At 73.0% G+C, this 12,643-nt stretch carries 12 protein-coding genes, 1 tRNA gene and 1 pseudogene; 5 read left to right on the top strand and 9 right to left on the bottom strand.

Annotated elements, in window-relative coordinates:
* Positions 1-41: 41 nt before the first annotated feature.
* The 3 genes from GEV43_RS07885 to GEV43_RS55905 are packed head-to-tail and all read right to left on the bottom strand — an operon-like array spanning position 42 to position 1,384.
* Complete coding sequence (locus GEV43_RS07885; protein WP_160820112.1) at positions 42-701, bottom strand: hypothetical protein; 660 nt, start codon at positions 699-701, stop codon at positions 42-44.
* Between the two features lie 19 nt (positions 702-720).
* Positions 721-1,086: a hypothetical protein gene (locus GEV43_RS07890; protein ID WP_160820113.1), complete on the bottom strand. Its 366-nt coding sequence runs from the start codon at positions 1,084-1,086 to the stop codon at positions 721-723.
* Complete coding sequence (locus tag GEV43_RS55905; protein ID WP_160820114.1) at positions 1,052-1,384, bottom strand: YbaB/EbfC family nucleoid-associated protein; 333 nt, start codon at positions 1,382-1,384, stop codon at positions 1,052-1,054. Before GEV43_RS55905 ends, GEV43_RS07890 begins: the two co-directional genes overlap by 35 nt.
* Positions 1,385-1,414: 30 nt before the next feature.
* On the opposite strand from GEV43_RS55905, the gene GEV43_RS07900 reads away from it, so the two are divergent.
* Positions 1,415-1,576, top strand: coding sequence for a hypothetical protein (locus tag GEV43_RS07900; RefSeq protein ID WP_160820115.1), 162 nt, complete (start codon positions 1,415-1,417; stop codon positions 1,574-1,576).
* Positions 1,577-1,803: 227 nt separating this feature from the next.
* Here GEV43_RS07900 and GEV43_RS07905 read toward each other — a convergent pair whose 3' ends face one another.
* Positions 1,804-3,192 (bottom strand): cystathionine beta-synthase, encoded by a 1,389-nt coding sequence (locus tag GEV43_RS07905; RefSeq protein WP_160820116.1) that lies wholly within the window; start codon positions 3,190-3,192, stop codon positions 1,804-1,806.
* 176 nt (positions 3,193-3,368) lie between these two features.
* Between GEV43_RS07905 and GEV43_RS07910 the strand changes: the two are divergent.
* The 3 genes and pseudogenes from GEV43_RS07910 to GEV43_RS07920 all read left to right on the top strand — a co-directional run bounded on the left by GEV43_RS07910 (position 3,369) and on the right by GEV43_RS07920 (position 6,332).
* A pseudogene (locus GEV43_RS07910) lies at positions 3,369-4,405 on the top strand (SGNH/GDSL hydrolase family protein).
* 246 nt (positions 4,406-4,651) lie between these two features.
* Positions 4,652-5,872, top strand: a complete 1,221-nt coding sequence (locus GEV43_RS07915) for an acetyl-CoA C-acetyltransferase (protein WP_160820117.1) — start codon at positions 4,652-4,654, stop codon at positions 5,870-5,872.
* A 232-nt stretch (positions 5,873-6,104) separates the two neighbouring features.
* Positions 6,105-6,332, top strand: a complete 228-nt coding sequence (locus GEV43_RS07920) for a DUF4287 domain-containing protein (protein WP_160820118.1) — start codon at positions 6,105-6,107, stop codon at positions 6,330-6,332.
* A 201-nt stretch (positions 6,333-6,533) separates the two neighbouring features.
* Here the strand turns inward: GEV43_RS07920 and GEV43_RS07925 are convergent, their stop codons facing one another.
* From GEV43_RS07925 to GEV43_RS07945, 5 genes are all read right to left on the bottom strand, one after another.
* A complete protein-coding gene (locus GEV43_RS07925) occupies positions 6,534-7,358 on the bottom strand; it encodes a Bax inhibitor-1/YccA family protein (protein ID WP_160820119.1) in 825 nt (274 codons plus the stop codon).
* Positions 7,359-7,561: 203 nt separating this feature from the next.
* A tRNA-Leu gene (locus GEV43_RS07930) sits at positions 7,562-7,637 on the bottom strand.
* A 201-nt stretch (positions 7,638-7,838) separates the two neighbouring features.
* Positions 7,839-9,098 carry a class I SAM-dependent methyltransferase gene (locus tag GEV43_RS07935; protein WP_160820120.1) on the bottom strand — a complete coding sequence of 420 codons (1,260 nt, stop codon included), beginning with the start codon at positions 9,096-9,098 and terminating at the stop codon, positions 7,839-7,841.
* 27 nt (positions 9,099-9,125) lie between these two features.
* On the bottom strand, positions 9,126-10,604 hold the full coding sequence (locus GEV43_RS07940) for an NAD(P)/FAD-dependent oxidoreductase (protein WP_160820121.1): 1,479 nt from the start codon (positions 10,602-10,604) through the stop codon (positions 9,126-9,128).
* A 316-nt stretch (positions 10,605-10,920) separates the two neighbouring features.
* Positions 10,921-11,745 (bottom strand): uracil-DNA glycosylase, encoded by an 825-nt coding sequence (locus GEV43_RS07945; protein WP_160820122.1) that lies wholly within the window; start codon positions 11,743-11,745, stop codon positions 10,921-10,923.
* Positions 11,746-11,883: 138 nt separating this feature from the next.
* On the opposite strand from GEV43_RS07945, the gene GEV43_RS07950 reads away from it, so the two are divergent.
* Positions 11,884-12,633 (top strand): DUF2510 domain-containing protein, encoded by a 750-nt coding sequence (locus GEV43_RS07950; protein ID WP_160820123.1) that lies wholly within the window; start codon positions 11,884-11,886, stop codon positions 12,631-12,633.
* Positions 12,634-12,643 lie beyond the last annotated feature (10 nt).

Genomic DNA, 12,643 nt, shown 5'->3' on the forward strand with positions numbered 1-12,643 from the left:
CGAAACCACAGCCCACAGGCAGGCGCGCCTCCGGCCGATGATCACTGGTGCGTCCATCGTTTGGGATTCGTGGCGTTCTCGGGAAAATGCCCGGGCTCCCGGAGCTTGCTCAGTTCCGAGGTGAACCTGGCCAACCCCACTTTCTGCGTGGTGACCGCCGTCCGCAGGCTGGTATCGACTTTGTTGATGGCTTCGACGTAGTCCAGCAGGGCCTTGGTGATCGTGGGCTTGTCGTCCTTCTTGTTGGAGGTCCAGCCGAACCCTCCGAGCGCGGGCTCGATACGCGACGCCGCGAGGGTGGTGAGATCGACTGCCAGGTTGTAGGCGTTCGCCACCTGGAGCGACAGATCCAGCAGGGCTGCTTCGGCCGCGAACAGCGCCGTGCCGTTGTCCTCGGCCACCTTCCCGTTCCGGGTCATGTGCCAGCGGTAGGCCGAATAGGCGCCCCCCTCCCAGTCGGCGCTCAGGGAGTTCCACGACGCGGAGAGCGGCTCTTCGGCGTCCAGTACGTTCTCACCCGCGGCCCGCCACTTGTCGGCCACCGCGATGACCGCGTTCTCATCGCCCTTCATCTTCGCGGCGGCGTCGAGGGCCTTCTTCGCGCCCAGGATCTCCACCACGCCTATACCGATGTTGACGATCCCGGCGGCCTTGGAGGGCCACGCCTTGGCACTCGGTACGCGGTGTTTCGGCCCTGCCATCTGTCGCCCCTTCTGAGGTTCAAACGCCTGGGTCGGGCCACTTCGGGAGGCCGTGTGACGCGGCTTCGTCCCTGGCCTTCTCGGCCTCGGCCAGGGCGGTCAGGATCCTCTCGCCCAGCCGGGCGGCGTCGGAGAGCGCGGCTTTGGCGCTGTCCAGGTCGATGGAGATCCGGCCTTCGCCGTCCACGCTCACCGTGCCGAGTCCGTGGACGATCTTCGCCGTGAACGACCGGCTTCGGAATTCCTCGCGGAAACGCCGCTGTGCGGCCAGGAGGTTCTCGCCCTCCGCCACCAGGCGTTCCGCGTGCCGCGCCGCGGTGATCAGTTCGGAGCGCAGGGCGTCGTTGCGGTCACGCGCGTACCTGGCGTCCGGTGCGGTGGTCATGCTCGCCGGCTCTCCTCGTGGGGCTCGGCCAAGGACGCGAGTTCGCCGGACTCCAGTTCTTCCCTGCGTACGTCCGCCTGCTGGCGGGCGGCCATGATGAGTTCGGAAATGTGCGTTCCCAGGCGGCGGCCTTCGGGCCGTGCAGGGCGGCGGGGTCGATGTGCAAGGAGACCGGTCTTCCGTCGCCGGTCATCACCACGCGCAATCGGCCGTTGAGGGCCTCGGCGGTGATCTCCTCCTGCGCCAGCCGTGCCTCGAACTCCGCGAATTCCGTGGCGCGCGAGGAAAGCCGGGCCACGACATCGTCCAGGGATAGGACGTCGTCACCATGACCGCTTTCGGAAGCGTCGGCGGCCTCCGCGGTTTCGAGGGGTTGTGGAGGGGCCGCCGGTCCGGCGGGCGGCTCGCCGGACCGGGGCGGCTCCTTCGCCGCCCCGGGCTGTTCGACGGTGTGGGTCCGCTGCTCGGCCTGCTGCCGCCGGGCCGATGACTCCATTCGCCGCCGGACGTCGTCCGGGGTGGTCGGGGCGTCCTGGATGTCGCTGTTCAGGAGGTCACGGAGGGACTTCCGGCCGGCGTCCATGGCCGATCACCACCATCCACTATGGCTACGGAAGCCGGCCGGAGCGCCGACGATGCAATTTTCAGCCCATTCTGACCGCGGCCATCATGACCCGCAACCAGAACGGTGGAGGGGGCTCGTCGTCCGTTGCCGGTTCAGGAGGTGGAGAGGAAGGCGAGAAGGTCCTGCCTGGTGATGAGGCCCTTCGGTTTGCCGTCCACGAGGACGACGGCGGCGCCCGATCGTTCGAGGACGCTGACGGCCTTGCTGACCGGCTCGCCGGAGCCGATGGTCGGCAGCGGGGCCGACATGTGGGCCTCCAGCGGCTCGTTCAGGCGGGCCGGGTCCTTCAGCAGGACGTCGAGCAGGTCGCTCTCGCGGATCGAGCCGACGACCTCGGCCGCCATCACCGGCGGCTCCTCCTTCATCACCGGGAGCTGCGACACCTCGTACTCGCGCATGATCGCGATGGCGGTCTCGACGCTCTCGTGCGGGTGGACGTGCACGAACTCCGGGAGCCCGGCGCCCTTGCGGGTCAGCACCTCGCCGACCCGGGCCTCCTCGGTGGAGGGGGTGAGGAAGCCGTAGTCGGCCATCCACTCGTCGTTGAAGATCTTGGAGAGGTAGCCGCGGCCGCCGTCCGGCAGCAGCACCACGATCACGTCGTCCGGGCCGGCCCGCTCGGCGACGCGCAGCGCGGCGACGACCGCCATCCCGCAGGAGCCGCCGACGAGCATCGCGTCCTCGCGGGCGAGGCGGCGGGTCATGACGAACGAGTCGCGGTCGGAGACGGCGATGACCTCGTCGCAGATGTCGCGGTCGTAGGTCTCGGGCCAGATGTCCTCGCCGACGCCCTCGGTCAGGTACGGGCGGCCGCTGCCGCCGGAGTAGACCGAGCCCTCCGGGTCGGCGCCGATGATCCGGACGCGCCCGCCGGAGACCTCCTTGAGGTACCGGCCGGTGCCGCTGATCGTGCCGCCGGTGCCGATGCCCGCGACGAAGTGCGTGATGCGCCCCTCGGTCTGCTCCCACAGCTCGGGCCCGGTGGTCTCGTAGTGCGAGACCGGGTTGTTGGGGTTGGTGTACTGGTTGGGCTTCCAGGCGCCGGGGATGTCGGCGGCCAGCCGGTCCGACACCGAGTAGTACGAGTCGGGGTGCTCGGGCGAGACCGCCGTCGGGCACACCACGACCTCCGCGCCGTACGCCCGCAGCACGTCGATCTTGTCCTTGGCGACCTTGTCGGGGCAGACGAACACGCAGCGGTAGCCGCGTTCCTGCGCGACGATGGCGAGCCCGACCCCGGTGTTTCCCGAGGTCGGCTCGACGATGGTGCCGCCGGGCGGCAGCTCCCCCGACGCCTCGGCGGCGTCGATCATCCGGACCGCGATGCGGTCCTTCACCGACCCCCCGGGGTTGAAGTACTCGACCTTGGCCAGCACCTGCGGTCCCGCGGCCCCTTCGGGCACGTGGCCCGCGGTCACCTTGCGCAACCGCACGAGCGGGGTGTTCCCCATCAGCTCGACGAGCGAATCGTGTACGTGCACCGCGACGTCCTTGTCGGTATCAGCGTGTTGCATCCCTGTTCAACCCGTAGGTACGGCCGGGGACGGGGATGCGGGTTCGGATAGATTCCCGTTCCAGACGGTAGCCCAGAATGGAAGCGGGGGCATCTATCCGGTGTCAGGGGCACGCCCCGGCGGGCACGGAGGGTAGGCGAACGATGCTGAGAGCGCTGACGGCACGCCGCGTCGCGACGGCCGCGGCCTACGGGGGCGGCGGGATCACCGCGCTCGGGGCCTCACCGTGGGGCTGGTCATGGTCGAGGCGCGGCTGGCCCGCAGGATCATCCTCGCGACGCCGAACGGCGATCCGCCCGTCGCGGACGGGCTGTACGGCGCGGCGCTGCCGGGTCCGCCCCTGTCGTTCGCGGTGCTGGGCGACTCGACCGCCGCCGGGCTCGGGGTGGGCGCGCCGGAGGAGACCCCGGCGGCGATGCTCGCGCACGGGCTGTCGGCGATCGCGGGACGGCCCGTCCGGCTGACCAACGTGGCGCAGTCCGGCTCCCGCTCGCAGGCGCTCGAAGGGCAGGTGGAGCGGGCGCTGCGGGTACGGCCCGAGATCGCGGTGATCATGATCGGGGCGAACGACGTGACCAACCGGGTCAACCCCGCCGAGTCCGCCCGCCACCTCGGCGAGGCGGTCGGACGGCTCGCCGCCGCGGGCTGCGAGGTCGTCGTCGGCACCTGCCCCGACCTCGGCGCGGTCAAGCCCGTCATGCAGCCGCTGCGCTGGATCGCGCGGAGCGCCGGCCGCCGCCTCGCCGCCGTCCAGACCGTCGCGGTGGTCGAACGGGGCGGGCGCTCGGTGTCGCTCGGCGACCTGCTCGGCCGGGAGTTCGCGGCCGACCCGCTGGAGATGTTCAGCGCCGACCGCTACCACCCGTCCGCGCGGGGCTACGCCGCCGCCGCGGCGGCCGTGCTGCCGTCGATCGCGGCGGCGCTCGGGCTGGAGCCGGAGTTCGAGACGCTGCCCGACGCGCGCCGCGGCGAGGGCGTGCTGCCGGTCTACCTCGCGGCGGCCGAGGCCGCGGGCGAGCCGGGCACGGAGGTCGCCGCGACGCGGGTGGCGGGCCGCGAGCGCGGGCCGCGCGGCCGGTGGGCGACCCTGCTGCGCCGCCGTCCGGCCGGCGGCGCCGAGGCGGCCGGCGGGGCGTCCGCCGGGACCGTACCGCCCGCCGCGCAGTCCGGCGCGGCCTGAACGGGACCCGCCACAACGGGCGTCCGGGACGGCCGCCACGGCTCCCACCGGGGTAAGTCGACACTTATTGGACGTGCTGTCAACAATCTCGGGGCCCGGCGTGTACGGCCGCGGGGCACAGCGGCTAGATTGCTTTGTGACCGGCGAGTAACCGTCCCCGCGACGGCGGGCGTCCGGTCGCAGGACCGTCGCCGAGACAGGTCGCTGGGACACAACCTCAGACGTCGTCCAGACAGGGAGACCCCAATGCCCGAGGCAGTCATCGTCGCCACCGCGCGCTCGCCGATCGGCCGCGCCTTCAAGGGATCGCTGAAGGACATCCGGCCCGACGACCTCACCGTCCAGATGATCCAGGCCGCGATGGCCAAGGTGCCGCAGCTCGGCCCCGACCAGATCGACGACCTGCTGCTCGGCTGCGGCCTGCCCGGCGGCGAGCAGGGCTACAACATGGGCCGCGTCGTGTCGGTGCTGCTCGGCTGGGACAACGTGCCCGGCGCCACGATCACGCGCTACTGCTCGTCCTCGCTCCAGACGACCCGGATGGCGCTGCACGCGATCAAGGCGGGCGAGGCCGACGTGATCGTCTCGGCCGGCGTGGAGACCGTCAGCCGGTTCGCCAAGGGCAGCAGCGACGGGCTGCCCGACACCCAGAACCCGGTCTTCGCCGACGCCGAGGCCCGTACCGCCAAGGCCGCCGAGGGCGGCGCGCCCGCGTGGACCGACCCGCGCGAGGACGGCCGGGTGCCCGACGTCTACATCGCGATGGGCCAGACCGCCGAGAACGTGGCGTCCATGCGCGGCGTGAGCCGCCAGGCGCAGGACGAGTTCGGCGTCCGCTCGCAGAACCTCGCCGAGAAGGCCCTCGCCAACGGGTTCTGGGAGAAGGACATCACCCCGGTCACGCTGCCCGACGGCACCGTGGTCGCCAAGGACGACGGCCCCCGGCCGGGCACGAGCTACGAGAAGGTCTCGCAGCTCCAGCCGGTGTTCCGGCCCGACGGAACGGTCACCGCCGGCAACTGCTGCCCGCTGAACGACGGCGCCGCCGCCGTGATCATCATGAGCGACGCCAAGGCCGCCGAGCTCGGCATCACCCCGCTCGCGCGGGTCGTGTCGACCGGCGTCACCGGCCTGTCCCCCGAGATCATGGGCCTCGGCCCGGTCGGCGCGTCCCGGCAGGCCCTCGCGCGGGCCGGGATGACGATCGACGACATCGACCTGGTCGAGATCAACGAGGCGTTCGCCGCGCAGGTGCTGCCGTCCGCCGAGGACCTCGGCATCGACCTCGACAAGCTGAACGTCAACGGCGGCGCGATCGCGGTCGGGCACCCGTTCGGCATGACCGGCGCCCGGATCACCTCCACCCTCCTCAACGGGCTGAAGTTCCACGACAAGCAGTTCGGCCTGGAGACGATGTGCGTGGGCGGCGGCCAGGGCATGGCGATGGTGCTGGAGCGCCTGAGCTGACCTCGCGGCCCGGAACCCTTACGCGCAGGTGGTGGCGGTGTGGCGGGGAGGGCGGCCGGCCCGTGCGGCGGCGCGCTCCGCGCCCCGCCGGGCCACCTGCGCGTTTCCCCGAGGACACGGCCGTTACCAACGATCTACGTTACGTGATGGATAGGTTCGCGTCAGGGGGTTGTCACATCCGGGTCGCTGTTGCAGAGTCGGCAGGAAGAGCCCCGCGACCTGGAGGTGCCAATTGTCACTGAACCACTCGCCGGAGACGCACACCAAGCTCATCGCACGCATTCCGAAGGTCACAGGACGTGACATCCCCGAGTGGTTCACCACCATCGAGAACGGCCCGTCGTTCCTGCGCTGCGAAGAACGCAGCAACTGGCTGGCCGAGGAGCACAACCTCTCCCACGGCTACGCCGCGGCGCTCGTGCGCGAGCACGAGCGGACCCGCCGCGAACGCCACTACTGATGGGCCTCGACACCGACTTCGCGCGTGTTGCCCGGACCAGGCCGACCGATGGATGACCCCCGCCGTCGCCACGCCGAGCGTCGCGACTCCGGTCCCGAGCCGGTCCCCGCAACCATCAGCCCCCCGCCGGACGTCCCGGCGAGGGGCTGATCGCGTTGTCGGCGCCCTGCCCGGAGGGCGGGAGCCGCGCGGCGGGAGCGCTCAGTCGCGCCCGCCGTAGAAGTACGACAGCAGGCGCAGCATCTCCAGGTAGATCCACACCAGGCTGAGCACCAGCCCGAACGCGCAGTACCAGGCGAACTTCTCCGGCGCCCCGCCCTGCACGCCGCGTTCGATCGAGTCGAAGTCGAGCAGCAGGAAGAAGCAGCCGACGAGGATCGCCGCCACGCTGAACACGTAGGCGAGCGGGTTGCCCGCGTCGCGGATGCCGATGCCGCTGTCCGAGCCGAAGACCTGCACGACCAGGTTGACCAGCATCAGCCCGATCAGCCCGAGCGCCGCCGCGATGACGAACCGCGCGAACTTCGGCGTCACCCGGACGATGCGCAGCGAGTAGGCGGCGAGCGTCGCCCCGAACGCGAGCGCGGTGCCGATCACCGCCTGCATGACCACGCCGTTGTAGACGTCGTTGTAGGCGTGGCTGACGAGCCCGACCACGACCCCGTACACCGCCGCGAACGCGATGACCAGCGGCGCGTTGGCCTTGCGGCCGAACGCGATGAACGCCCAGATGCCGATCTCGGCGATCACGGCGACCGCCAGCACCGGCAGCGCGAGCCGCGTCGGCACCGCCACCCAGGCGACCGCCGCCGTGGCGACGAGCGTGAGCAGGGTGAGGAAGCCGCGGACGACCACGTCGTCCATCGTCATCGGCCTGGTGGCCGGCGGCGCCGGCGGCGCCTGGTAGGGCGCCCCGCGTTCGGCGCCGTACATGTCGTACGGCCGTGGGGGCGGCGGTGGCGCGCCGTAGGCGCCGGACCCGCGCCCGAAGGCGTTACCCCGGAACGCCGGGTTTCTGCTCTCCATCGGAGCCTCCACTGTGGCGGACCTTTGCGCCAGTCTAAACGGGGGCGGGGACGCGGCGCGGCGTCCGCGAGGAGGCTTGCAGGAAGCGTTCAGGAAACCGCGCGGAAAGGATCATGGCGTGCGCTTCCCCGCGGGCCCCGAACGGGGCGCGGGCGGCCGTCGGCGCTCGCGGCCGGCGCCCGCGCGCGGGCGCCGGCCGGCGGTGGTGCCCCTGGTCGGACTCGAACCGACACATTGGCTCTTTTAGGGAGCCTGCCTCTGCCATTGGGCTACAGGGGCGGGCGCAATCATACCGGTGGGGCATTCGGCGTTCCGCCGTCGGATATTCGAATGAGACCGCATTTGTTCCAAATCGAGCCCACCCGAACGGGCGCCGTGGAACCACCGGGTCAATACCGGACACGATATCTTCCCGGCCACGGCCCGGACGGCGGGAAGAGGCGCGGCCCAGCGACTCAGCGGACCTAGCCGCTCAGCGGCTCAGCGGCTCACGATGGCCTGCCCCTCGACCAGGGTGGCGCCCGCGCGGCCGTCCCGGTCCCGGCGGACCGCGCAGACCTCGTGCACGCCGATCCGGCCGCTCTCGCAGGCCAGCGCGGACGCGGCGAGGTAGAGCAGCCACACCCGGACGCGGCCGGGCCCGGCCAGCTCGGCGCACTCGGTCCAGTGCCGCTGGAGGTTGGCCGCCCACGCCCGCAGCGTGCGCGCGTGGTGCTCGCGCAGGGCGTCGGTCCAGCGCACCTCCAGCCCGGCCTCCTCCAGCTCGCCGACGATCTCGCCGAGCGGCCGCAGCCGGCCGTCCTCGGGGAACATGTAGCTGGTGGTGAACGTGCGCCGGATCCGGTGCGGGCCGGGCCGGCGGACCGGCTGCTGGAGCAGCAGCCGCCCGCCCGGGGCGAGCAGCTCGTACAGCCGGTCCGTGGGACGTTCCAGCGCCTCGACGCCGGCCAGGCCCACGATCGCGTCGTACGGCCCGTCGCCCGCGGCGGCCAGGTCCCAGCCGCGCGCCTCGACGCGGTCGGCGAGCCCGGCCTCCTCCGCCCGGAGCCGGACGTGCTCGGCCTGGTCGGCGGTGCGGGCGAGGCCGATCACGCGGACACCGTGCTGCTCGGCGGCGTGGCACGCGAACTCGCCCCACCCGCAGCTCAGGTCCAGGACGCGGGCGCCGCGGAACAGCCCGAGCCGTCCGGTGACGGACGCGATCGCGGCGCGCTGCGCCTCCTCAAGGTCGACGGCCTCGTCCCACAGGCCGGTGCCGTGCGGCAGGCCGGGGCCGAGGAGCCGGGCGAAGAACGCGGCGGACGCGCCGAGCGGGCCCTCCGCGCCGTCGCCGCGGCCCGGCGCGAACTCCTCGGGCGGCGGCTTCGGCTCGGGCCCGACCGCGCCGAGCGTCACCGCCGTGCGGACGATGTCGCGCTTGTCGTCGCTGCTCAGCCGGATCGGCTCGTCGCCGCTGCGCATGACCCGCTGGACGGCGCCCAGCGCGGCGAACACGTCGCCCTCGATGTCGAGCTCGCCCGCGACGTACGCCCGGACGAGGCCCATCTCGCCGGGCTTCCACAGCATCCGGCGCAGCGCGCGGCGGTGCCGGATGACGAACGCGGGCGCGCCGGGCGGGCCGACGGCGCTGCCGTCCCAGGCGCGGACCCGGATCGGCAGGTCGCCCGCCGCGCCGGCGTCCTCGCCGAGCATGATCTTGGTGAGCAGCGGGGCCAGCCGGGAGGCGACTCCATCGTGCATCGCCCGCCGCACCTTCCTCTCTGCCGGTCAGCCGGCCCCGTCGTCCTCGCCGTTCTCGCCGTTCCCGTCGGCGCCCTCGGCACCGCCGGCGCCGCCGGTGCCGCCCGGAGGCCGCCGGCCCGCCGCCAGCTCGAACTCCTGGCGGGGCCACTCCAGCTCGCCGAGCGAGACGATCTCGCGCCGGAAGAACAGCGCGAGCGTCCAGTCGGCGGTGACCCGCATCTTCCGGTTCGCCGTCGGCATCCGAGACAGATGGTATGTGCGGTGCATGAACCAGGCGAGAATCCCACGGAGCTTCACACCGTAGACATTCGCCACACCCTTGTGGAGGCCGAGGCCCGCCACGGACCCGACGTAGGCGTGCACGTACGGCTTGCGGCCCTTCCCGCGCAGGTCGGCGACGATGTTGTCGCCGAGGCGCTTCGCCTGCCGCACGGCGTGCTGGGCGTTCGGGGCGGTGAAGTCGCCGGTGTCGGTGAGATCGGGCACGGCGGCGTTGTCGCCCGCCGCGTAGACGCCGTCCAGCCCCTCGACGGTCAGCTCGGGCGTGGACGTGATCCGGCCCTTGTCGTCCACCGGCAGGTCGCTGCGGCGGATGACAGGGTGCGGCTTCACCCCGGCCGTCCACACCAGCGTCCCGGCGTCGAACTCCTCGCCGTCGCTGAGCACGACGTGGCGGCCCTCGGCCGACTTCAGCAGGGTGTTCATCTTGATCTCGATGCCCCGGGCGCGCAGGGCCTCCGCCGTCCAGCGGCCCATCTCGGGCCCGACCTCGGGCAGGATCCGGTCGCTCGCCTCGACCATCATCCAGCGCATGTCCTTGGCCTCGATGTTCGGATACCACCGGCAGGCGTCGCGGGCCATGTCCTCCAGCTCGGCGAGCGCCTCGATCCCCGCGAACCCGGCGCCGACGAACACGAACGTCAGCGCCCGCCGCCGCACCTCCAGGTCGCCGGGGTTGGACGCGGCGACGTCCATCTGGTGCAGGACGTGGTTGCGGAGGTAGATGGCCTCCTCCACGGTCTTGAAGCCGATCCCGCACTCGGCGAGGCCGGGGATGGGCAGCGTCCGTGACACCGATCCGAGCGCGACCACGAGCCGGTCGTACCCGACCTCGCGCTCCTCGACGCCGGGGCCGCCGGCGCCCGCCGGGCGGACCGTGACCGTACGGGAGGCGTGGTCGATCCGGGTCACCTCGCCGTTCAGCAGCGTGCAGCGCCGCAGCACCCGGCGCAGGGGGGCGACGACGTGCCGGGGTTCGAGGTTGCCGGCCGCCGCCTCCGGGAGGAACGGCTGGTAGGTCATGTACGACTGGGGGTCCACGACGGTGACGGTCACCTCGCCGCGCCGCAGCTCGCCGCGCAGCCGCTTCTGGAGGCGCAGCGCCGTGTACATGCCGACGTAGCCGCCCCCGAGGATCAGGATGCGGGTGGGCCCGCCGGGGGCGGCGGGGCGGGTGCTCGGGTCCGGGGGCGTGACGGGGTCCGCGGTGTGCTCGGAAGCCATGCCGGGTCCGATACCCGCTTCACCCGTGTCTACCGCATGAGCGATCAATCACACGAAAACCCCCAGCCGGTGCCGAACAACTCCGTCCACTCCGGCATCTCATGGGATGTAACACCGAAGGCGGCCGGGACAGGGCCGGTACGGGGGCGCCAAGCGGCCGGGCGACGACCCGCTCCGCTTGGCCATGGCCCTGCCCCGCCGCCGGGCCTCCACAGGCGCCCGCACGACCGGCGCCCGCACGCTTGCGGCGTGCCGCCGTCCCGGGGGCCGCCGGAACGGCGCACGCCGCAACCGCCGCCCGGCGCCCGCGGCGGGCTCAGCGGCCGTAGTCGCGGGCCCGTTCGAAGATGCCGTCGAGCATCGCCTCGGTCACCCTGCCGGTGAAGGTGTTCTGCTGGCTCGGGTGGTAGCAGCCGAGCATGAGGACCGGGTCGCTCCGTTCGCTGGACGGCAGCGCGGGCAGCAGGATCTCGGCGCCGTGGCCGAACTTCGGCCTCGGCCTCGGCAGGTCGTACCCGGCCTGCTTCAGCGCGGGCCACACGCCCTGCCAGGCGATGCCGCCGAGGCACACGACGCACCGGACGCTGGGCGTGACCTGGGCGACCTCGGCGGCCAGCCACGGCAGGCACGCGGCCCGTTCGTCCGGGGTGGGCTTGTTGTCGGGCGGGGCGCAGCGGACGGTCGCGGCGACGCGCGCGCCGATGAGCCGCTGCCCGTCGCCCGCGTACACGCTCGTGGCCTGCGCGGCGAGCCCGACGCGGTGCAGCGACGCGAACAGCCAGTCGCCCGAGCGGTCGCCGGTGAAGATCCGCCCGGTCCGGTTGCCGCCGTGCGCGGCGGGGGCGAGGCCGACGATGAGGATGGACGGCTCGGGATCGCCCCAGCCGGGCACGGGCCGTCCCCAGTACTCCTCCCCCGCGAACGCCCGGCGCCGTTCGACCGCGACCTTCTCCCGCCACGCGACCAGGCGGGGGCAGGCGCGGCACACCGACTGCCGTGCGCACAGCTCGTCCAGGTCCGGCGCCTTCTCCGCCAGCTCCAGCGCCTCGCGCGGCCCGCGCGCGACGGGCGTGTCCGGGGCGGCGGGGTCCTCGGGCCAGCCGGTTCCGGGCGGTACGAAAGGGGCGTTCGGAGTGGCCATCCCCCGATCCTCGCACGGAGTCAAGGGCCCCGGACCGGGACGGGGGCCGGGGCGGGCCAGGGCAGGCCAGCGCGGGTGCGGCCCGTGGTCCCGCGGGTCCCGGGTCGGTACGATGCGGTTCGCCGGTCGGGGAGGCGGGTGTCCGGCACCCCGTGCGAGCGGAGGCAGACGTTGTCGCGACCCGGCTGGTATCCCGACCCCTACGGCACCGGGAGCCTGCGGTGGTGGGACGGCCGCACGTGGACCGACCACCTCAACCCCGAGCCGCCCCGGGGGGCCGGGCCGCCGCGGCGGCGGCAGCCGTACGGCCCGCAGGGCTGGGGGCGCCCGGCCGTCCCCGCCCTCGACGCGACCGTGCGGGGGCTGCTGCTGCACGCCGACGAGCAGGCCGTCGCGTACGGGAACGCCTCGCTCGCGTGGCCGCACGTGGAGTGGGTGGCGTACTGGGCCGCGCACCTGCCGTCCGGTTACGGCCACGGCTCCGGCGTCCAGTGGATCTTCCAGGTGGGACGGCACCCGTTCCAGGGCGGGCCGCGCGTCGAGGTGGTGCTGGAGCCCGCCACCGCGCAGGTCGGCGACCCCGAGCAGATCTGGCTGCGGCTCGTCGAGCTGTGCCGCGCCCAGGCCGAGGCGCGGCTGACGGCCGAGCTGGCGGGACGGGTCCGCGCGGGCGAGTCGATCGACGTGGCGCAGGGGCTGACCGTGCACCCGGGCGGCGTGCGCGGCAACCGGGTCTCGCTGAGCTGGTCGGCGATCTCGGGCGCGACGGTCGAGAACGGCCGGGTCTGGATCCAGCAGTCGAGCGGCTCGTCGCCGGTGCTGTACGTCCCGCAGCAGAACCCGAACGCGGTGCTGATCCCGGAGCTGCTGTCCCGGCTCAAGGGGTAGCGGGACCGGA

Origin of the sequence: Actinomadura sp. J1-007, assembly GCF_009793335.1 — a bacterium.
GTDB lineage: Bacteria > Actinomycetota > Actinomycetes > Streptosporangiales > Streptosporangiaceae > Spirillospora > Spirillospora yumaensis.

Excerpts from the sequence above, each read along its gene's own strand:
- GEV43_RS07885 (WP_160820112.1), bottom strand. The coding sequence starts at position 701 with ATGGCAGGGCCGAAACACCGCGTACCGAGTGCCAAGGCGTGGCCCTCC.
- GEV43_RS07890 (WP_160820113.1), bottom strand. The coding sequence starts at position 1,086 with ATGACCACCGCACCGGACGCCAGGTACGCGCGTGACCGCAACGACGCC.
- GEV43_RS07900 (WP_160820115.1), top strand. The coding sequence starts at position 1,415 with ATGACCGCTTTCGGAAGCGTCGGCGGCCTCCGCGGTTTCGAGGGGTTG.
- GEV43_RS07915 (WP_160820117.1), top strand. The coding sequence starts at position 4,652 with ATGCCCGAGGCAGTCATCGTCGCCACCGCGCGCTCGCCGATCGGCCGC.
- GEV43_RS07925 (WP_160820119.1), bottom strand. The coding sequence starts at position 7,358 with ATGGAGAGCAGAAACCCGGCGTTCCGGGGTAACGCCTTCGGGCGCGGG.
- GEV43_RS07935 (WP_160820120.1), bottom strand. The coding sequence starts at position 9,098 with ATGCACGATGGAGTCGCCTCCCGGCTGGCCCCGCTGCTCACCAAGATC.
- GEV43_RS07940 (WP_160820121.1), bottom strand. The coding sequence starts at position 10,604 with ATGGCTTCCGAGCACACCGCGGACCCCGTCACGCCCCCGGACCCGAGC.
- GEV43_RS07945 (WP_160820122.1), bottom strand. The coding sequence starts at position 11,745 with ATGGCCACTCCGAACGCCCCTTTCGTACCGCCCGGAACCGGCTGGCCC.